This window comes from Pseudomonas sp. WS 5532 (genome assembly GCF_012985445.1).
Taxonomy (GTDB): Bacteria; Pseudomonadota; Gammaproteobacteria; order Pseudomonadales; family Pseudomonadaceae; genus Aquipseudomonas; species Aquipseudomonas edaphica.
Window position 1 is genome coordinate 1 of record NZ_JAAQWK010000042.1, and the last position, 21570, is coordinate 21570.

Sequence of the window (21570 nt, forward strand, 5' to 3'; positions counted from 1 at the left end):
GCGAAGCGGCCCCAGTAAGGCCACCGCGCTCTTTCAATTAGGACCGAGTGTCCGGTTTTAGGGCCGCTTCGCGCCCCAACGCAGGGCAAGCCTGCTCGCCACATATCTCTACAGCTTCACACCCTGCGTGCAAACGTATCGCTATGGCTGCCCGACACCTTGCGGCAATGCACCAGGGCATCGCGAATCATGAAGTTCACCAGGGTTGGGGAAACGCCCAGCTCCTTGGCGATGTCCTTTTGCGGCACGCCGTGCAGGCGGTACATCTCGAACGCATAGCGGGTGCGCTGGGGCAACTCCGTCAGGGCGTCAGCGATGTTTTCCAGGGTGTTGAAGTTGATATGCGAAGTTTCCGGTGAAGCGCCGTGAATGACCACATTCAAGCCTTCCTCTTCCGTCCCTGAATATTTGAGCTCCAGGGCCTGCTTGCGGTAGTGGTCGATCGCCAGGTTGCGCACGATCTGGAACAGATAACTCAATTGAGCCTTGAACGACGAGGTGATGGTTGGCGCTGATTGCAGCCGAAAGTAGGCGTCCTGCACGACGTCTTCGGCGCGCGAGCGGCAACCGGTAATCCGGGCGGCGATCTTCACCAAAATAAGTCGATTGTCGACGAATGCCTGCAAAAGGGGTGAGTCGCACCTGCCTGTGGATACTTGTTCCGTCATGGAAATCACCTTGTCGCGAAAGAGTTAGGGGAGGGCGTCCTTGCTGAGGCCTCCTACACATCGGGCAACAAATTATGCTTAATGATAATGATTGTCAAATGAGAAGACGAACTAATCTTATGCTTTCTTGTTCGCTGTGAACTACGCCTCCCTCGCTCCCGGCGACTAATTATTTGCCCGGGCCGTCCGTTCTTCTGGGTGACAGGCCCGTTAGCCAACGGCCAAGGATCAGCACCCGCAGGAGGGCGAAATGGGTTTTTATCGTGCAGGCAGCGTTTTTCAGTTTGGAGACCGCGACCAATGAGCGTTTCCATGCGATTGCGCATGTTCTGCCTGCCCTACTCGGGTGCCAGCGCGATGGTCTATGTGCGCTGGCGCCGGGCGCTGCCTGACTGGTTGCAGGTGTGCCCGCTGGAATTGCCGGGTCGCGGCATGCGCATGGATGAGCCGTTGCAGCGCGATATCAAAACCTTGGCCGCGCAGCTTGCCGACGAGATCGGTCGTGACCTGGGCAGCCCCTATGCCTTGTTCGGCCACAGCCTGGGCGGCCTGCTGGCATTTGAACTGGCGCATGCATTGAAAGCACGCAATCTGCCTGCGCCGCTGGCGTTATTTGCTTCCGGTACCGCCGGCCCGGCGCGCCGCGATGTGAGCGAATACGCCATCGAAAAGACCGATGAACAACTGATCGCCCGCCTGCGCGAACTGCAGGGCACCGCCGAAGAGGCGCTGTGCAACCCGGAATTGATGCAGTTGATGCTGCCGATTCTGCGCGCCGACTTCCTGCTGTGCGGCAGCTTCACCTATGGCGAGCGCGCGCCACTGGGCATGCCGATCCATGTGTTTGGCGGCAAGCAGGACAGTGTGCGCGCCGACCAGTTGCTCGACTGGCAACTGGATGCCGCCAGCGGCTTCTCCCTGGATATGTTCGACGGCCACCACTTCTTCCTCGTGCAGCACGAAAGCGCGGTGCTGCGCTGCCTGCGCCGCTATGCCGACGAGCACCTGGCCCGCTGGCGCAATGATGCGGCGCGCCAACTGGCTGCCGTTTAGCACGGCCCTAATTCCCGATTTTCCCGTAAGCCGATTTCAGGCAGGAACCCCATGATGGACGCCTTCGAACTTCCCCGCACCCTGGTCCAGTCCCTTCAACACCGCGCCGCGCAGACCCCGGACCAGGTGGCCCTGCGCTTCCTGGCCGAATCCGCCGCCGACAGCGTTGTGCTCAGTTACCGCGACCTAGACCAGCGCGCCCGCACCATCGCCGCCGCCTTGCAGGCCAATGCGGCATTGGGCGACCGTGCGGTGCTGCTGTTCCCCAGCGGCCCGGATTACGTCGCGGCGTTCTTTGGTTGCCTGTACGCCGGGGTCATCGCGGTGCCGGCCTATCCGCCGGAGTCGACCAAGCGCCATCATCAGGAGCGGCTGCTGTCGATCATCAGCGATGCCGAGCCGCGCCTGCTGCTGACCATCGCCAGCCTCGCCGACGGCCTGGCGCAGATCGAGAACGCGCCGCCGGTATTGAGCGTCGATACCCTGCAGACCGCCGGCAATTGGGTCGAGCCCGCGCTGCAAGCGGACGACATCGCCTTCCTGCAATACACCTCCGGCTCCACCGCGCTACCCAAGGGCGTGCAAGTCAGCCACGGCAACCTGGTGGCCAACGAAGTGCTGATCCGTCGCGGCTTCGGCATTGATCTGAACCCGAATGATGTAATCGTCAGCTGGCTGCCGCTGTACCACGACATGGGCCTGATCGGCGGCTTGCTGCAACCGATCTTCAGTGGCGTGCCCTGTGTGTTGATGTCGCCGGCGTACTTCCTCGGCCGGCCATTGCGCTGGCTGGAAGCGATCAGCGAATACGGTGGCACCATCAGCGGCGGGCCGGATTTCGCCTATCGCCTGTGCAGCGAGCGGGTCAGTGAAACCGCGCTGGAACGCCTGGACTTGAGCAAGTGGCGCGTGGCGTATTCGGGCTCCGAGCCGATCCGCCTCGACACCCTGGAACGTTTCGCCGAGAAGTTTGCCGTTTGTGGTTTCACCTCGAATAATTTCTTCGCCTCCTACGGGCTGGCCGAGGCGACGTTGTTTGTCGCCGGTGGCACCCGTGGTCAAGGCATCCCCGCGTTGCGTGTGGATGAGCAGGCGCTGGCCGCCAACCGCGCTGAACCGGGGCAGGGCAGCGCGATCATGAGTTGCGGCACGAGCCAGCCGGAACACGCGGTGCTGATCGCCGATCCGCACACCCTCACCGAATTGCCCGACAACCGTGTCGGCGAACTCTGGGCCGCCGGCCCCAGCATCGCCCACGGCTACTGGCGCAACCCCGAGGCCAGCGCCAAGACCTTTGTACAACACGCGGGGCGCACCTGGCTGCGCACCGGCGACCTGGGCTTTATCCGCGACGGCGAGGTGTACATCACCGGTCGCCTCAAAGACCTGCTGATCGTGCGCGGCCACAACCTGTATCCGCAGGACATCGAGCAGACCGTCGAGCGCGAAGTCGAAGTGGTGCGCAAGGGTCGGGTAGCGGCGTTTGCCGTGAATCACCAAGGCCTGGAAGGCATCGGCATCGCCGCAGAAATCAGCCGCAGCGTGCAGAAAATCCTGCCGCCGGAGGCCTTGATCAAGGCGATTCGCCAAGCCGTGGCCGAGGCCTATCAAGAAGCCCCGAGCGTGGTGGTACTGCTCAACCCCGGCGCGTTGCCCAAGACCTCCAGCGGCAAGGTGCAGCGTTCGGCCTGCGCGCTTCGTCATGCCGATGGCAGCCTCGACAGCTATGCGCAGTTCCCGAATCTGCAAGCCCAGGCCAGTGACGCGCTGCTTGAATCCGAGCTGCAAAAGCAGATTGCAGCGATCTGGTGCGAGCAGTTGCAGGTCGCAACCGTGGCGGCCGATGACCACTTCTTCCTGCTCGGCGGCAACTCCATCACCGCCACCCAGGTGGTCGCGCGCCTGCGTGAAAGCCTGGGCCTGGAGCTGAACCTGCGCCTGCTGTTCGAGGCGCCGACGCTTTCGGCGTTCGCCGCCAATGTGGCGCAGTTGCAGCAAGACGGCGGCATTGCCCAAGGCGCGATCCAGGCCTTGTCACGCCAGGCAGACTTGCCGCAATCCCTGGCACAGAACCGCCTGTGGATCACCTGGCAACTGGACCCGCACAGCAGCGCCTACACCATTCCCGGCGCCCTGCGTTTGCGCGGCGAGCTGGACGAAGATGCAGTGCGCACGAGCTTCCAGCAATTGATCCAGCGCCACGAAGCCCTGCGCACGCGCTTCTATGAACGCGATGGCCAAGCCTTCCAGCGCGTCGAGGCCAACACCGGTTTCGAGCTGCAAGTGATCGACCTCAGCGACCTGCCAACCGCCGAACGCGAAGCCCGCGCGCAGCAGATCCGCGAAGACGAAGCGCGCACCCAGTTCGACCTGGAAAAAGGCCCGTTGCTGTGGGTGACGCTGGTGCGCCTGGACGATGAAGATCACCAACTGCTGGTGACCTTGCATCACATCATCGCCGACGGTTGGTCGCTGAACATTCTGATCGACGAATTCTCGCGTCTGTATGCCGCCGCAACCCAAGGCCAAACCCTGGAACTGCCGCCACTGGCCCTGCAATACGCCGACTACGGCAGTTGGCAGCGTCAATGGCTGGTCGAAGGCGAAGGCCAGCGGCAATTGGCCTATTGGCAGGCGCAATTGGGTGATGAGCACCCGGCCCTGAGCCTGGCCACCGACCATCCACGCGCTGCGCAGCACACCCACAGTGCCTCGCGCCATAGCGTGCGCTTGAACGCAGCGCTCAGCGAAGCCATTCGCCATGCCGCTCAAGCCCATGAGTCCACACCGTTCATGCTGTTGCTGGCGGCGTTCCAGAGCCTGCTCTACCGCTACAGCGGCCAGCGCGATATTCGCATCGGCGTGCCCAACGCCAATCGCCCACGCCAGGAAACCCAAGGCCTGATTGGCTTCTTCATCAACACCTTGGTGTTGCGCGTTGAGCTGGACGGGCGCCTGCCATTCAATCAGCTGTTGGCTGCCACGCGCCAGGCTGCGCTGGGCGCTCAGGCTCACCAGGACCTGCCCTTCGAACAATTGCTGGAAGCCTTCCCCCAGGCCCGCGAACAAGGCCTGTTCCAGGTTATGTTCAACCACCAGCAGCGCGACTTGAGCGCCTTGCGCCGCTTGCCGGGCATGCTTGCCGATGAGCTGCCATGGCACAGTCGCGAAGCCAAGTTCGACCTGCAACTGCACACTGAAGAAGACCGCAACGGGCGTTTGAGCCTGGCGTTCGACTACGCCGATGAGCTGTTCGACAGCGCGACCATCCAGCGCCTCGCCGAGCACTTCATCAACCTGCTGCACGCGGTGTGCGAGCAGCCGGAGCAAGCCATCGGCGACCTCAAGCTGATGCACACAGACGAGCAGCAGCCATGGAGCGAAGCCCCGTGTGCCCCGGCCCGGCAGTGGCTGCCCGAGCTGCTCAGCCAACAGATCTCTGACAACGCCGCACTGGTCTGGCAAGGCGGCAGCCTGACCTTCGCCCAACTGCACACCCAGGCCAACCGCCTGGCCCACTACCTGCGTGACAAGGGCGTCGGCCCGGATGTGTGCGTGGCCATCGCCGCCGAGCGTTCGCCGCAGCTGCTGATTGGCCTGTTGGCAATCATCAAGGCCGGTGGCGCCTATGTGCCGCTCGATCCGGATTACCCCGCCGACCGCCTGGCCTACATGCTCAAGGACAGCGGCGTGCACCTGCTGCTGAGCCAAACCTCACTGCTTGAACTGCTGCCGGCCACCGAGGGCGTGTGCGTGATCGCCATGGACAGCCTGCACCTGGACAGCTGGCCGACCCAGGCGCCGGGCCTGCACTTGAATGGAGACAACCTCGCCTACGTGATCTACACCTCCGGCTCCACCGGCCAGCCCAAAGGCGTGGGCAATACCCATGCGGCCCTCGCCGAGCGCTTGCAGTGGATGCAGGCCACCTATCAACTCAACGACACCGATGTGCTGATGCAAAAGGCGCCGATCAGCTTTGACGTGTCGGTGTGGGAGTGCTTCTGGCCACTGATCAGCGGCTGCCGCCTGGTGCTGGCCGGCCCTGGCGAACATCGCGATCCGCATCGCATTGCGCAGCTGGTACAGGAACACGGCGTGACCACGCTGCACTTTGTGCCGCCGCTGCTGCAGCTGTTTATCGATGAGCCGTTGGTGACTGAGTGCACCAGCCTGCGGCGTCTGTTCTCCGGCGGTGAAGCCTTGCCTGCCGAGCTGCGTAACCGCGTATTGGCGCAGCTGCCGGCGGTGCAACTGCACAACCGGTATGGCCCGACTGAAACCGCGATCAACGTGACCCACTGGCATTGCCAGGTTGCGGATGGCGAACGCTCGCCCATCGGCCGGCCGCTGGGCAATGTGATCTGCCGCGTGCTGGATGAGCAACTCAACCCATTACCGGCCGGTGTGCCGGGCGAACTGTGTATCGGCGGCATCGGCCTGGCGCGCGGTTATCTTGGTCGCGCCGGGCTGACCGCCGAGCGATTTGTGGCTGACCCGTTGGGCGCACCCGGCACACGCCTGTATCGCACCGGTGACCGTGTGCGTTGGAGCGCAGATGGCGTGCTCGAATACCTGGGCCGCCTTGATCAGCAGGTCAAGCTGCGTGGGTTCCGTGTGGAGCCTGAAGAAATCGAAGCACGGATGCTGGCGCTGGACGGCATCGCCCAAGCCGTGGTGCTGGTGCGTGATGCGCAGTTGATCGGTTACTACACCGCGCCTGCGAAGCTTACCGAGCAGGAGGTAAAAACCGCCTTGGCCGCCGAGCTGCCGGAGTACATGGTGCCCGCCTTGCTGATGCGTCTGGACGCCATGCCCCTGAGCCCCAGCGGCAAACTCGACCGCCGCGCATTACCAGAGCCTGTGTGGCAAACCCGCGAGCACATCGAGCCTGCAACGCCGTTGCAGCAGCAGATTGCCGCGATCTGGCGCGAAGTGCTGGGCTTGCCACGTATTGGCCTGCGCGACGACTTTTTCGCCCTCGGCGGCCACTCGTTGCTGGCCACGCAAATCATCTCCCGCACCCGCCAGGCCTGCGACGTCGAGTTGCCGTTGCGCAGCTTGTTCGAAGCCAGCGAGCTGGGTGCGTTTTCCGAGCAAGTGGGCGCGATCCAGGCTTCGGGCCAACGCAATCAGCAAACCGCTATCGCCCGGGTCGACCGCAGCGCGCCGGTGCCGCTGTCCTATTCCCAGCAGCGCATGTGGTTCCTCTGGCAGATGGAGCCCGACAGCCCGGCCTACAACGTCGGCGGCATGGCGCGTCTGCGCGGCGTGCTGGATGTGGGGCGTTTTGAGGCGGCGTTGCAAGCCTTGATCATGCGTCACGAAACCCTGCGCACCACCTTCCCGAGCGTCGATGGCGTGGCGTACCAAAAGGTCTCGCCGCAAACCGGCATGCGCATGGGCTGGCAGGATTTCTCCGCGCTCAATGAAACCGAGCGTCAGCAGCGCCTGCAAGATTTCGCCGATCAGGAAGCTCACACGCCGTTCAACCTGGAAACCGGGCCGCTGTTGCGGGCCTGCGTGGTCAAGGCCGGCGAGCAAGAGCACTACTTCGTGCTGACCCTGCACCATATCGTCACCGAAGGCTGGGCCATGGACATCTTCGCCCGTGAGCTCGGCGCGCTGTACGAGGCGTTTATCGACGAACGCGACTCGCCGCTGGCGCCGCTGGCGGTGCAATACCTCGACTACAGCGTGTGGCAGCGCCAGTGGCTGGAGGCTGGCGAGCGCCAACGCCAACTGGACTACTGGACTGCGCAACTGGGCCATGAGCATCCTTTGCTCGAACTGCCCGCCGACCGCCCACGGCCGCCGGTGCAAAGCCATCAGGGCGAGCTGTACCGCTTTGACCTGAGCGATGACTTGGCCGCTCGCGTGCGCGCCTTTAACGCCGAACGTGGCCTGACGTTGTTCATGACCATGACCGCCACCCTGGCGGTGCTGCTCTACCGCTACAGCGGCCAGACCGACCTGCGCATCGGCGCACCGGTGGCCAACCGCATTCGCCCGGAAAGCGAAGGGCTGATCGGCGCATTCCTCAACACCCAGGTGCTGCGTTGCCAGCTCAATGGGCAGATGAATGTGGCCGAGTTGTTCGAGCAGGTGCGCCATACCGTGATCGAAGGCCAGTCTCACCAGGACCTGCCATTCGATCATCTGGTGGAAGCCCTGCAACCATCGCGCAGCGCGGCATATAACCCGCTGTTCCAGGTGATGTGCAACGTGCAGCGCTGGGAATTCCAGCAGAGCCGCCAACTGGCGGGCATGAGCGTCGAATACCTGGTCAACGATGCGCGGGCGACCAAGTTCGACCTCAACCTGGAAGTCACCGACCTCGACCATCGGCTGGGTTGCTGCCTGACCTACAGCACCGACTTGTTCGACCAGCCGCGTATTGCGCGGATGGCCGCACATTGGCAAAACCTGTTGGAAGCGTTGATCGCCAACCCGCAACAGCGTCTGAGCGAGTTGCCCTTGCTGACGGCCACTGAGCAGCGCGCCTTGCAGAGCAGCCTGGGTATCGAAGCGGGTGAACACCGTCTGGATCAGTGCATTCACCCGCTGTTCAGCCAACAAGCATTGGCCCGCCCCGATGCAGCGGCGTTGACCTTTGCCGGGGTCACGCTCAGTTATCGCGAACTGGATGAGCGCGCCAACCGCCTGGCCTGGATGCTGCGTGAGCGCGGCGTTGGCCCGCAGGTGCGGGTCGGCCTGGCGCTGCCGCGCTCGCTGGAAATGGTCATCGGCCTGCTGGCGATCCTCAAGGCCGGCGGCGCTTATGTGCCGCTGGACCCGGAATACCCGCTCGACCGCCTGCACTACATGATCGAAGACAGTGGTATCGGCCTGCTGCTCAGTGATGCGGCGATGTTCGAAGCCCTCGGTGAATTGCCGGCGACGGTCGCGTGCTGGTGCCTGGAAGATGACTTGCCGGTGTTGGCCAATTACCCTGCCGCCGAGCCGCCCTTTATCAGCCTGCCGCAACATCAGGCGTACCTGATCTACACCTCCGGCTCCACTGGCAAACCGAAAGGCGTGGTGGTGTCCCACGGCGAAATCGCCATGCATTGCCAGGCGGTGATCGAGCGCTTTGGCATGCGCGCGGATGATTGCGAGCTGCACTTCTACTCCATCAACTTCGACGCCGCCACCGAGCGTTTACTGGTGCCGTTGCTCAGCGGTGCGCAGGTGGTGTTGCGCGCTCAAGGCCAATGGGATGCCGAAGAAATCTGCGCGCTGATCCGTGCCCATGGCATCAATATCCTCGGCTTCACGCCAAGCTACGGCAGCCAATTGGCGCAATGGCTGGCGACCCGGCAACAGACTTTGCCGGTGCGCATGTGCATCACCGGCGGCGAGGCGCTGACCGGCGAACACTTGCAGCGGATTCGTGCGGTGTTCCAGCCCGAGCTATTTTTCAACGCCTATGGCCCGACCGAAACCGTGGTGATGCCGCTGGCCAGCCTGGCGCCGCACGTGTTGGAAGAAGGCGTCGCCAGCGTGCCGATCGGCAGCATCATCGGCGCTCGCGTGGCCTACATTCTCGACGCCGATCTGGCGCTGGTGCCCCAAGGCGCGACGGGTGAGTTGTATGTGGGCGGCGCCGGTCTGGCCCAGGGTTATCACGAACGTCCTGGCATGACGGCCGAGCGGTTTGTCGCTGATCCGTTCGCGGTAAATGGCGGCCGTTTGTACCGCACCGGCGACCTGGTGCGCCAACGCGCCGATGGGTTGGTGGAGTACCTGGGCCGTATCGACCATCAAGTGAAGATTCGCGGTTTCCGCATCGAGCTGGGTGAAATCGAAACGCGCCTGCTGGAGCACGCAGCCGTGCGCGAAACAGTGGTGCTCGCGCTGGATTTACCCAGTGGTAAACAGCTGGCGGCGTATCTGGTCAGCGACGCCGACCCTGCCGCCTTGCGTGATGCACTCAAGGCGCACCTCAAGGCGCAACTGCCGGACTACATGGTGCCCGCGCACCTGATCGTGCTCGACAGCATGCCGCTGACCGCCAACGGCAAGCTCGACCGCCGCGCCTTGCCGCAGCCGGATCCTGCGGCCAATCGCCAAACCTATGTGGCGCCACGCAATGAGCTGGAGCAAAGCCTGGCGGCCATTTGGTGCGCAGTGTTGAACGTGCAGCAAGTCGGCCTGGACGATAACTTCTTTGAATTGGGCGGTGACTCGATCCTGTCGATCCAGGTGGTCAGCCGTGCGCGGCAGGCCGGGATTCATTTCAGCCCACGGGATTTGTTCCAGCACCAGACCGTGCAAACCCTGGCCGCCGTGGCTACGCGCTCCGAGCAAGTGACAGCCGAGCAGGGGCTGCTCACCGGCAGCTCGGGCCTGACGCCGATCCAGCATTGGTTCTTTGATACCGAGATCCCCAACCGTCAGCACTGGAACCAGGCATTGCTGCTCAAGCCGCTGCAATTGCTGGAGCCCCATCGCCTGGAGCAAGCACTGCTGGCGGTGCTGGAGCATCACGACGCCTTGCGCCTGAGCTTCTCCACGCGCGACGCACACTGGCATGCCGAGCACCTGGCCGTGCCCCAAGGCGGTGTGCTGATGCAGGCGCAAGTGCGCGATATGCAGGCCTGCACTGAGCTGTTCACTGACACCCAACGCAGCCTCGACCTTGAGCATGGCCCGCTGTTGCGCGCCTTGCTGGTGGACGGCCCGCAAGGCCAGCAACGCCTGCTGATTGTGATTCATCACCTGGTGGTAGACGGCGTGTCGTGGCGCGTACTGCTGGAGGACCTGCAAACGGTTTACCGCCAGTTGAGCGACGGCCAGTCCGTCAGCCTGCCCGCCAAGACCAGCGCATTGCGCGATTGGGCCGCGCGTCTGCGCGCTTATGCCGGCAGCGAATCCCTGCGCGAAGAGTTGAGCCTGTGGCAAGACCAACTGGCCGGTCCTGCGGTGGAATTGCCAGTGGCGCGTCCACAGGGTTCACTGCGCAATGGCGAGGCTGAGACCGTCAGCGTGCGCCTGGGTGCCGACCATACCCGACAGTTGCTGCAACAGGCGCCGAGCGCGTATCGCACCCAAGTCAACGACCTGCTGCTGACCGCCTTGGCCCGCGTGCTGTGCCGCTGGACGGGGCACGCCTCGACCTTGATCCAACTGGAAGGCCATGGCCGTGAAACCCTGTTCGATGAAATCGACCTGACCCGCAGCGTCGGCTGGTTCACCAGTGCTTACCCGTTGCGCCTGACACCGCAAGCCGGGCAGGGCGACTCGATCAAGGCCATCAAGGAACAACTGCGCGGCGTGCCGCACAAAGGCCTGGGTTATGGCGTGCTGCGTTACCTGGCGGACGATCAGTGCAAACAGACCATGGCTGCATTGCCAACGGCGCAGATCACCTTCAACTACCTCGGCCAGTTCGACCAGAGCTTCGGCGCCGATGCACTGTTCCACCCGCTGGATGAATCGGCGGGCCTGGCCCACGACCCGGATGCGCCGCTGCCCAACGAGCTGAGTGTCGACAGCCAGGTGTACGGCGGTGAGTTGCTGCTGCGCTGGACCTTCAGCCGTGAGCGCCATGACCCACAGACCATCCGTGAACTGGCGGATGGGTACTTGAGCGAGCTGCAAAGCCTGATCGCGCATTGCCTCAACGACGAGGCGGGTGGCCTTACGCCGTCCGACTTCCCGTTGGCGCACCTGACTCAATCGCAGCTCGACAGCCTGCCGGTGCCGGCCAACGTCATCGAAGACGTCTACCCGCTGACGCCAATGCAGGAAGGCCTGCTGCTGCACACCTTGCTGGAGCCGGGCACCGGCCTCTACTACATGCAGGACCGCTACCGCATCAACAGCGCCCTCGACCCCGAGCGTTTCGCCCAGGCCTGGCAGGCGGTGATCGCCCGGCATGAAGCCTTGCGTGCGTCGTTCTGCTGGAACGTCGGCGAGGACATGCTGCAGGTGATCCACAAGCCGGGCAGCACGCCGATTGAGTATCTGGATTGGAGCCATGACCCCGAAGCCGAGCAGGAGCCGCGTCTGCAAGCCTTGCTCAAGGCCGAGCGCGAGGCCGGTTTTGATCTGCTCAACCAGGCGCCGTTCCACCTGCGGCTGATCCGCGTGGGCGAGGCGCGCTACTGGTTCATGATGAGCAACCACCACATCCTGATCGATGCCTGGTGCCGCTCGTTGCTGATGAATGATTTCTTCGACATCTACATGGCCTTGGGCGAGGGCCGCGATGCACAATTGGCCACGCCGCCGCGCTACCGCGATTACATCGCCTGGCTGCAACGCCAGAACCTCAATGAAGCGCGCCAGTGGTGGCAACAGAACCTGCAAGGGTTCGAGCGCACCACGCCGATCCCGAGCGACCGGCCATTCCTGCGTGAACACGCAGGCCACAGCGGCGGCATGGTGGTAGGCGATTGCTACACCCGCCTGGATGCCCGCGACGGTGCGCAATTGCGCGAATTGGCCCAGGCCCATCAACTCACCGTCAACACCTTCGCCCAAGCGGCGTGGGCCTTGGTGCTGCGGCGTTTGAGCGGTGATCGAGACGTGTTGTTCGGCGTGACGGTGGCTGGGCGCCCAGTGGAAATGCCCGAGATGCAACGCACCGTGGGCCTGTTCATCAACAGCATCGCGCTGCGGGTGAAACTGCCGGAAGACGACCAGACTTGCAGTGTGCGTCAGTGGCTGAGCGGCTTGCTCGACAGCAATATGCAACTGCGCGAATACGAATACCTGCCGCTGGTGACTATCCAGGAACACAGCGAATTGCCTAAAGGCCAGCCGCTGTTCGACAGCCTGTTCGTGTTTGAAAACGCACCGGTGGAAGTCTCGGTGCTGGACCGTGCGCAAAGCCTGAATGCCACCTCGGACTCCGGCCGCACCCACACCAACTTCCCGCTGACGGCCGTGTGTTATCCGGGCGATGACCTCGGCTTGCACCTGTCCTACGACCAGCGTTATTTCGATGAAACCACCGTGCAAGGCATGCTGGGCGAGTTCAAGCGCCTGCTGCTGGCGTTGGTGCAGGGCTTCCATGGCGACATGGCGGACTTGCCGCTGATCGGCGAGCAGGAGCGTGCGTTCCTGGTCGACGGCTGTAACCAGAGTGAGCATGACTACCCGCTGGAACGCAGCTATGTCGAGTTGTTCGAAGTGCAGGTGGCGCAACATCCGCAGCGCATCGCCGCCAGTTGCCTCGACCAGCAATGGACCTACGATGAATTGAACCGTCGCAGCAACGGCCTGGGCTACGCGCTGATCGAGGCCGGTGTCGGGCTGGATCAGCCGGTGGCGCTGCTGGCCGAGCGTAACCTGGATTTGCTCGGCATGATCATCGGCAGCTTCAAGGCCGGTGCCGGTTACTTGCCGCTGGATCCTGGCCTGCCAAGCCAGCGGCTGAGCCGCATCATCGACCTGAGCCGCACGCCGTTGCTGGTGTGCACCGAGGCGTGCCGCGAGCAGGCGATTGAATTGCTGGACGGCACCGACTGCCAGTTGCTGGTATGGGAAGAAGTGCCCGGCCGTGGCGAAAACCCAGGCATCTACAGCACGCCGGATAACCTCGCCTATGTGATCTACACCTCTGGCTCCACGGGTTTGCCCAAAGGTGTGATGGTGGAACAGCGCGGCATGCTCAATAACCAGTTGAGCAAGGTGCCGTATCTGCAACTGAGCGAGACAGATGTGATCGCGCAGACCGCTTCGCAGAGCTTCGATATTTCTGTGTGGCAGTTCCTCGCCGCGCCGCTGTTTGGCGCGCGGGTGGATATTGTGCCGAACACCATCGCCCATGACCCGCAGGGTTTGTTGGCGCACGTGCAGGCCCAAGGTATTACCGTGCTGGAGAGCGTGCCGTCACTGATCCAGGGCATGCTGACCCAGGAGCGCATGAGCCTGGATGGCTTGCGCTGGATGCTGCCGACGGGTGAAGCGATGCCGCCGGAGCTGGCGCACCAGTGGTTGCTGCGTTACCCGCAGATTGGTTTGGTCAATGCTTATGGCCCGGCGGAGTGTTCGGATGACGTGGCGTTCTTCCGTGTTGACCTGGCGTCGACCCGTGGCACGTATCTGCCGATTGGCACGCCAACCGATAACAACCGCTTGTACCTGCTTGATGGTCTGCTGGAGCTGGTGCCGCAAGGTGCGGTGGGCGAATTGTGTGTGGCAGGTACGGGCGTAGGGCGTGGTTATGTCAGCGACCCATTGCGTACCGCCCAGGTGTTTGTCCCGAACCCGTTTGGCGCGCCGGGCGAGCGGCTCTACCGCACCGGCGACCTGGCGCGTCGGCGCAGTGATGGTGTGCTGGAATATGTCGGGCGTATCGACCATCAGGTGAAGATTCGCGGTTATCGCATCGAACTGGGTGAAATCGAAGCGCGCCTGCATGAGCAGCCGGATGTGCGGGATGCGGCGGTGGGTGTGCAGGAAGGCGTCAACGGTAAGCATTTGGTGGGTTACCTGGTGGCGACGGATGCAGCGCTGAATCCAGGCGAGCGCCTGGACCGCATCAAGCAACGCCTGCGCGCGGAGCTGCCGGAATACATGGTGCCGCTGCACTGGTTATGGCTTGACCGCCTGCCGCTGAACGCCAATGGCAAGCTGGACCGCAACGCTCTGCCGGCCCTGGAGATTGGCCAGTTGCACAGCCAGGATTACCTGGCGCCACGCAACGAACTGGAAGCTACCCTGGCAGCGATTTGGGCTGAGGTGTTGAAGGTCGAAAGGGTAGGCGTGCAGGACAACTTCTTCGAGCTGGGGGGGCATTCATTGCTGGCCACGCAGATTGCTTCGCGGGTGCAGAAAACCCTGCAACGGGATGTGCCGCTGCGGGCGATGTTCGAATGCAGCACGGTGGTGGAGTTGGCCGAGTATATCGACGGCCTGGCGGCCAATGAGATCAGTGCAGAGAAGGTCGATCGGTTGAGTGATCTGATGGCGGAGTTGGAGGGTTTGTAACTGATCGTTCCCACGCTCTGCGTGGGATGCAGCCCAGGACGCTCTGCGTCCCAAAGCGTGACGCAGAGCGTCACCTGAGGCATTCCCACGCAGAGCGTAGGGAACGATCTGATGGGCTATTTAGGGCCGAGAATCTTCACCAGCTTGTCCGGCGACGGCGCGCCTTGCTGTTGCTGCAAGCCACCCTTGTCATCCAGATAGAAAATCGCTGGCGTTGCCGACAGAGCTTCACTGATCGTTCCCACGCTCTGCGTGGGAATGCAGCCCAGGACGCTCTGCGTCCCAAAGCGTGACGCAGAGCGTCACCTGAGGCATTCCCACGCAGAGCGTAGGGAGCGATCTGATGGGCTATTTAGGCCCGAGAATCTTCACCAGCTTGTCCGGCGACGGCGCGCCTTGCTGTTGCTGCAAGCCACCCTTGTCATCCAGATAGAAAATCGCTGGCGTTGCCGACAGTTCCAGCTCTTCCATCAACTTCATGTTGGCATCGAGCTTGGCTTCGATATCCGCCGGGATCTTGTCCAGTGCCTGCAATTTGCTGCCCTTGCCGGCGGCTTCGTGTTCTTCCAGGGCTTTTTGCGGGTCTTTGGCGGCCAGCAGCGCGGCGGATTTGCCTGGGCTGTCTTCGCGAATGATGCCGACCATGATGTGGCGCAATTGCACCTTGCCGGCCTTGACCCACGGGCGTGCCTGTTCCCAGAACATGTTGCAGTACGGGCAGTTGGGGTCACTGAACAGGTAGACGGTGCGCGGCGCGTTTTTGTCGCCGTCCCGGATCCAGTTGCTGTGTTCCATCTTGGCCCAGACTTCCTTGGCCATCGGCGCGTACACCAGTTTCTCCAGTGGCGCGTTGCTCAGGTCATTGCCTTGGGCGTCGTACAGGTTGCCGGCCAGCACACTTTTGCCGTCGGCGGTCAGGTACAGGGCCATGCCACGGTTCTGGTATTGCGCGGCGTAGCCGGTGAGGCCGCTGGGCGCGTCGAACTTGCCGAGGATCTTGGCACCCTTGGCTTCGATCTGTTTGATCGGCGCCGGCCAGTCTTCGGCCTGGGCCAGTGTGGCCGCAAGCGTCAGCGGCAGCAGGGTCAGCAGGTGGCGGAGTCTTGGCATGTCGGTTTCCTTGTGGCAGCAGGGGCAGTGTCGAAGGGTTCCATGGCTCGGGCCAGGCTGGCCTGGGACAACTCGCCCAGGTGGCTGTTGATCAGGCGCCCATCGGCTTGGTAGAACAGGGTAGTCGGCAAGGCCATCGAACCCACGGCCTGGCCAAGGCGGCCACTCGCATCAAACAGCACGTTGTCGAGGGTCAGGCCCTGGGTGGCGAGAAAGGTGCTGACGCTTTGCATGCTTTCGGCCTGGTTGACGAACAGGAAGGTCACGTCCGGGCGTTGGTGTTGCGCACGCTCCAGCACCGGCATCTCGCGGCGGCACGGCGGGCACCAGGTGGCCCAGAGGTTGATCACCAGCGGCCCGCCTTTGTAGTCGGCCAGTTGCACCACGTCGCCATTGGCGTTGCGCAAGGTAATGTCCGGCAATTGTGCGCCCTTGTCGTAGAGGCTCAGGGACACACTGGTCAGGCCCCAGAACACCAGGCCCGTGACTACCCCGGCACTCAGCGGTGTGCGCATGGCCGGGCGGCGCCAGCCGTAGAACACGGCGCCCAGCACCAGTGCAATCACGCCGGGCCAGGGCAGGAAGCCGCCGTCGCGCAGGTCGACTATCTGCAATGGGTCGTGGCTGTAGTCGCTCCAGTACATCAGTACAAAACTCAAGCGTGCCACCAGCATGCCCAGCAAAAACAGGCTGAACAGCACCGATTCGGGGTTTTCACCGCCACGCTTGGCCACGCGCCAACCCACCAGCGTGGCGAGAATCAGCGCGCTGATCAGCAGGATGTGATTCAGGGCGATGGCGAACGTACCGATGGTCAGGGTCAGCATCAGCGCGCGTCTCGGGTTTGCGTCCAGCGTTGCAGGAAGGCGGCGGCATCCACTTCGCCGGTGATGCGTTGGGCGCGACGTTCTTCACCGTTGGGGCCGATCCAGATGAAGGTCGGCGGCCCGGGAATTTGGTAGCGTTCCAGCAGTTCACGGCTGGCGGCATTGTCTGCCGTCACGTCGACCCGCAGCAGGCGCACGCCGTTCAGGGCGGTCATGACCTCAGGTTTGCCGAACACGGCTTTTTCCATGATTTTGCACGACCTGCACCAATCGGCGTAGTAGTCGAGCAGCACCCACTGGCCCTGGGCCTTGGCTTCGTCGAGTTGGCTCTGCAAGGCCGCGGACGTGTTCACGTTGGTGAATGCTTCGTGGCCGCTGGGTGCGCCTGCGATGCTGGTGCCGCTATAGACCTTCAACGGCTGCCATACGTCATCACTGCCGCCTGCCGCGCCGATCACCAGCGCGCCGCCCCAGAGGCCCAGCAGCAGGGAGCCGGCGCCGACCAGCATGGCCGCGCGGCCGGTATCGGGGGCTACCTTCCAGCCGCAATAGCCGACCAATAGCGCCAGCGCGCCCCACGCGCCGACCCAAACAGCATCGCCGAGCAGTGGCTGGATCAACACCAGTGCCGTGCCCAAGAACAGGAAACCGAAGGTACCCTTGAGCAGGTTCATCCAGGTGCCGGACTTGGGCAGCACGCTGTTGCCGACGGTCACCAACAGCAGCAGCGGCACGCCAATGCCAATGCCCAAGGCGAATAGCGCCAGGCCACCAAACACAACATCACCGGTCTGCGCGATGTACAGCAGCAGGCCCGCCAGTGGTGCGGTCATGCACGGGCCAACCAGCAGCCCGGACAAGGCGCCGAGGACGCCGGCCCCGACCAGGCTGCCACCGCTTTGCTGGCGGCTGAGGTTGTCGAGACGGTCACGCAGGAATGCCGGGAGTTGCAGCTCGAAGAAACCGAACATCGGCAATGACAGCAGGATAAACAGCGCGGCGAAAGAGCCCAGAATCCAGGGTTGTTGCAACCAGGCTTGCAGGTTGCCACCCAGCAAGGCGGCGGCCACGCCCAGCGCGGCGTAGACCAGTGCCATGCTCACCACGTAGCTACCGGCGAGGGCGAACCCTCGGCGTGGGCTGGCGCCGCTGCCGACCACCAGGCCGGCGAGAATTGGCAGCATGGGTAATGAGCAGGGCAGGAAGGCCAGCAACAGGCCAAGGCCGAACACGGCCAAGAGGCTCCAGAACAGGTTGCTTTCGCCGAGGAATTTTGCGAGCTGTTGGTCGTCGGCAGCACCAGTGGCTGCCAGGGCAGGAGCAGGGGCGACGGATGGCCCGCCCAGGTCTACAGTGATCGACTGCGGCGGGTAGCACAGGCCGGCATCGGCGCAGCCCTGCCAGCCGAGCTTGAGCTGGCCGGTGGCGCCCGCCGGGATCTTCACTTCCAGGCCCTGGCGGTACACTTGCTGTTCGCCGAAGAATTCATCGCTGTGGGCTTCGCCTTGCGGCAGCACGGGTTTTTCCGCCAGCCCGTCGAACTTCATGCGTTGCTGATAAAGGTAATAACCATCGGCAATCTGCCAATACAGCTGGGTTTCGCCGCTTTCAAGGCGCTCGGAGGTAAAGGTGAACGCTTTGCCCACCGGCAGGAAGTCGGGTTTGCTCTCGAATGGATTGCCCGGCGCGGCCTGGGCGAACCCTGCGAATAACACCAGCAGAAAGGTAAACAGATACCGCATGGTCAAGCCTTAGTTTGATGCAAGTTAGGCACACAATGTGTGGCGTTGATTAACCGATGATTAACCGGGCGCTATTCTAAACTGAGCCTGCCGGTTTTCACGGCATAATCGGCGCTTAATCCGCCCAACCTTTAATTCCCCCATCTTTCATGAAGGGTTAACCATGCACGTACTGGTCTGTGAAGACGACGAACTGATCGCCAGCGGCATCGTGGCCGGGCTTGGCGCCCAGGGCTTTACCGTCGAGCGCGTGGCCTCGGCCGCCGCCGCACGCGCGATGCTCAAGGCCGCCACGTTCGACATCATGGTGCTCGACCTCGGCCTGCCCGATGAAGACGGCCTCAAGTTGTTGCAACAACAGCGCAGCCAGGGCCTGGAAATCCCGGTGCTGATCCTTACCGCGCGCGATTCAGTCACCAACCGTGTCGACGGCCTGCAAGCCGGTGCCGACGACTACCTGCTCAAACCCTTCGACCTGCGTGAACTTGCCGCACGCCTGCAAACCCTGTTGCGCCGCGTGGCGGGGCGCCGGGTCAACCTGATCGAACATGGCCAACTGGCCTACGACCCCAGCAGCCGCGAGACCTTCCTGGCCGGCCAGCCGGTCGACCTGTCGCGCCGCGAGCAAGCCTTGTTGCAAGCCCTGTTGCATAACAAGGGCCGTGTGCTGTCCAGCGAACAGCTTAAAGACAGCGTCTACGGCTTCAACGACGAACTGGAAAGCAACGCTCTCAACGTGCATATCCACCACCTGCGGCGCAAATTGGGCAACGGCATCGTCGAAACCGTGCGCGGCCTGGGTTATCGCCTGGGCACGGCGGATGGGGGAGAGGACGCGTCGTGATGAGTTTGCGCCTGCGCCTGACGTTCAAGTTGGGCGCCGCTTTTGTGCTGATCTGGATTCTGGCAGCCGCCTGGATGCTCAACGATCTGCGCAACCAGATGATGTTTTCCCTCGACCAGCGTCTGGTGGCATCGGCGCGCATGGTGGCCGGGCTGACCGAGCAGATGCCGGGCCTGGCCAGTGTGAGCGGCGCGCCTACGCATTTGCGCACTGAACAACTGAACGTGCCAGGCGGCATGGCCTGCCAGGTCAGCTCCCTGCGCGGGGAAATCCTGGCGCGCAGCCACATGACCCCGGATGAAGGCCTGGAGTCGCGCAAAAGTGGCTTTCGCGACCAGATTATCGACGGTGTGGGCTGGCGCAGCTTCACGTTGTCCCGTGGCGACCTGCTGATCACCACCGCTGACCGCCAGGTGGAGCGTGAGGCGCTGAACCTGTCGATCCTGTTGGCGGCCTCGGTGCCGGTGGGCGTAGCCCTGCTGGGCTGCCTGTGCCTGCTGTGGCTGGGCATCGGCCAAAGCCTGTTGCCACTTAACCGCATGCGCGATGCCCTGATGCGCCGCAGTGCCGACTCCCTCGAACCGCTGCAGATTCACCCACTGCCCAGCGAGTTGAAGCCGCTGCTCGACACCCAGAACCAACTGTTGCAGCGCATTGCCAAGACCATCGAGCGCGAGCGCCGACTCACCGGCGATGCCGCCCACGAACTGCGCAGCCCGCTGACGGCGATCAAGACCCACCTGCAAGTGGCCCGCATGACCGACGGCGCCGCCCGCGACCAGTCCCTGGCCCACGCCGAAGAGGGCGCCGACCGCTTGCATCGCACCCTGGAGCAATTGCTGCTGCTGGCGCGGGTCGAGGGCAGCTTGTCGTTTGACGATGGCTTGCAATCAAGTGCCGAACAAGTGGCGCGGCTGGCGATTCAGGATGCCAATGCCGGCGATAACCGCCGCATCGACCTGATCCTGGCGGACAACCTCACGCAAGCGCCGGTGGAAATGCCGGTGGCCCTGGCGGTAGCGGCCTTGCGTAACCTGTTGGATAACGCGCTGCGCCATACGCCGGGTGACACTCGCGTTGAGCTGAGCGTGTTCACCAGCGCCGACACCGTGGTATTTCGCGTGCGCGACCATGGCAAGCAGATTTCTGCCGAAGACTTGCAATACCTGACCCAACGTTTCTGGCGCAATGGCAGCAGCGAGGGTTGTGGCTTGGGCCTGGCGATCGTGCAGGCCATCGTGCAGCGCTGCTCCTGCTCGCTGAAATTCGACAGCCAACCGGATGGCCTGCGGGTCGATCTGGGGATGCCGTTGCGACGCTGAGGACTTTTCTTCAAGCACTGAATAATTACCGCCAGCCTGAAATTGATCCCTTCAGGATGGCGGTAATTTTTTTGCGTTTGAACGGGCTGAATGACTCAGCCTGTATTGAAAAGGACGGTTCTTATGTTGGTGATCGACAGCAGTTTCCCCGCTAAAGATTTTAATCAACGCAATGGCGAGGCTGTGCGGCAGGTGATCCTGCATTACACCGCGGCGCCCTTTGCGTCGTCTTTGCGTACCCTGACACAAGGTGGCGTCAGCGCTCACTATTTGCTTCCTGACCCTGATGAGCCCAGCTATGGCGCTGCCGGTTATGACGAACTGCGGGTGTTTCGCCTGGTGGACGAGGACAAACGGGCCTGGCATGCCGGGGTTAGCCATTGGGGCGGGCTGGATAACCTCAACAGCCGTGCGATCGGCATCGAGATCGTCAATTTGGCGCGCGATGATGCCGGGGTCTTTACCTTCCCCGAATATGGCCGGGAGCAGGTTGATACGTTGATCGCGTTGGTTCGCGACATGCTTGGGCGTTATCCGCAGGTGGGGCCTCTGGATGTGCTCGGGCATTCGGATGTGGCGTATTGGCGCAAGAGTGATCCGGGGCCTCGGTTGCCTTGGCGGTACTTGTTCGAGGCCGGGATCGGCGCCTGGTTTGATGAGACTACGCGCAGGATGTACCAGCGACGGTTTTGTCTTGGGTTGCCGCCGGAAGTAGAGGTGGAGCGGGCATTTCAGCGGTGCGGGTATAAACCGGCCTGGAACCGGCAGGCGTTTGAATGGAGGACGCGGGCGTTTCAGATGCACTTTCGGCCGCGCGATTATTGCGGGGTGCTGGATGGGGAGACGTGTGCGATTTTGTATGCGTTGAATGATCGCTATCGAGGGATTTGAGTGGTTGTTTGGTGGGGTACATATCCGTTGCTGCGGTAACGGCCGCTTATGGTTCCGCTCTTACAGCCATGCCTTTCAAGGTCTTGGTTTAAAATCCCCTAATCAATTCAGTCAGGACGACGAAGCTATGTGGGAAAAGGTTTTAGAACGGTTTGAAAAACAAGCACCAGC

Annotated in this window: 10 protein-coding genes and 1 pseudogene; 6 read left to right on the forward strand and 5 right to left on the reverse strand. The window is 62.9% G+C overall.

Going from position 1 to position 21570, the window contains the following annotated elements; all coding sequences use genetic code 11:
* Positions 1 to 116 precede the first annotated feature (116 nt).
* Positions 117 to 668: an RNA polymerase factor sigma-70 gene (locus HBO23_RS33285; RefSeq protein ID WP_005789991.1), complete on the reverse strand. Its 552-nt coding sequence runs from the start codon at positions 666 to 668 to the stop codon at positions 117 to 119.
* 300 nt (positions 669 to 968) lie between these two features.
* Here HBO23_RS33285 and HBO23_RS33290 point away from each other — a divergent pair, with 300 nt between their 5' ends.
* Together HBO23_RS33290 and HBO23_RS33295 are read left to right on the forward strand one after the other, a co-directional pair.
* A complete protein-coding gene (locus tag HBO23_RS33290; RefSeq protein ID WP_170040967.1) occupies positions 969 to 1721 on the forward strand; it encodes an alpha/beta fold hydrolase in 753 nt (250 codons plus the stop codon).
* A 51-nt stretch (positions 1722 to 1772) separates the two neighbouring features.
* The gene (locus tag HBO23_RS33295) at positions 1773 to 14663 is read left to right on the forward strand and encodes a non-ribosomal peptide synthetase (protein WP_170040968.1); all 12891 of its coding nucleotides are present in this window, start codon (positions 1773 to 1775) and stop codon (positions 14661 to 14663) included.
* A gap of 116 nt (positions 14664 to 14779) precedes the next feature.
* Here the strand turns inward: HBO23_RS33295 and HBO23_RS33300 are convergent.
* From HBO23_RS33300 to dsbD, 4 genes and pseudogenes are all read right to left on the reverse strand, one after another.
* Positions 14780 to 14887: pseudogene (locus HBO23_RS33300) on the reverse strand (thiol:disulfide interchange protein DsbG); the annotation flags it as partial.
* A gap of 124 nt (positions 14888 to 15011) precedes the next feature.
* The gene (dsbG, locus tag HBO23_RS33305; protein WP_170040969.1) at positions 15012 to 15773 is read right to left on the reverse strand and encodes a thiol:disulfide interchange protein DsbG; all 762 of its coding nucleotides are present in this window, start codon (positions 15771 to 15773) and stop codon (positions 15012 to 15014) included.
* The gene (locus HBO23_RS33310) at positions 15749 to 16600 is read right to left on the reverse strand and encodes a TlpA disulfide reductase family protein (protein ID WP_017134985.1); all 852 of its coding nucleotides are present in this window, start codon (positions 16598 to 16600) and stop codon (positions 15749 to 15751) included. The genes dsbG and HBO23_RS33310 overlap by 25 nt, the downstream gene beginning before the upstream one ends.
* Positions 16600 to 18342: a protein-disulfide reductase DsbD gene (gene dsbD, locus HBO23_RS33315; RefSeq protein WP_170040970.1), complete on the reverse strand. Its 1743-nt coding sequence runs from the start codon at positions 18340 to 18342 to the stop codon at positions 16600 to 16602. The genes HBO23_RS33310 and dsbD overlap by 1 nt, the downstream gene beginning before the upstream one ends.
* Before the next feature lie 163 nt (positions 18343 to 18505).
* Here dsbD and HBO23_RS33320 point away from each other — a divergent pair, with 163 nt between their 5' ends.
* The 4 genes from HBO23_RS33320 to HBO23_RS33730 all read left to right on the forward strand — a co-directional run.
* Positions 18506 to 19186, forward strand: coding sequence for a response regulator transcription factor (locus HBO23_RS33320; RefSeq protein ID WP_017134987.1), 681 nt, complete (start codon positions 18506 to 18508; stop codon positions 19184 to 19186).
* Positions 19186 to 20508, forward strand: coding sequence for an ATP-binding protein (locus tag HBO23_RS33325; RefSeq protein ID WP_017134988.1), 1323 nt, complete (start codon positions 19186 to 19188; stop codon positions 20506 to 20508). The genes HBO23_RS33320 and HBO23_RS33325 overlap by 1 nt, the downstream gene beginning before the upstream one ends.
* Before the next feature lie 123 nt (positions 20509 to 20631).
* Entirely contained in the window at positions 20632 to 21399 is a 768-nt protein-coding gene (locus tag HBO23_RS33330) for an N-acetylmuramoyl-L-alanine amidase (protein ID WP_017134989.1), read from the forward strand.
* On the forward strand, positions 21377 to 21570 hold a 194-nt coding region (locus tag HBO23_RS33730; protein WP_222938118.1), incomplete at its 3' end, for a hypothetical protein. The genes HBO23_RS33330 and HBO23_RS33730, both read left to right, overlap by 23 nt.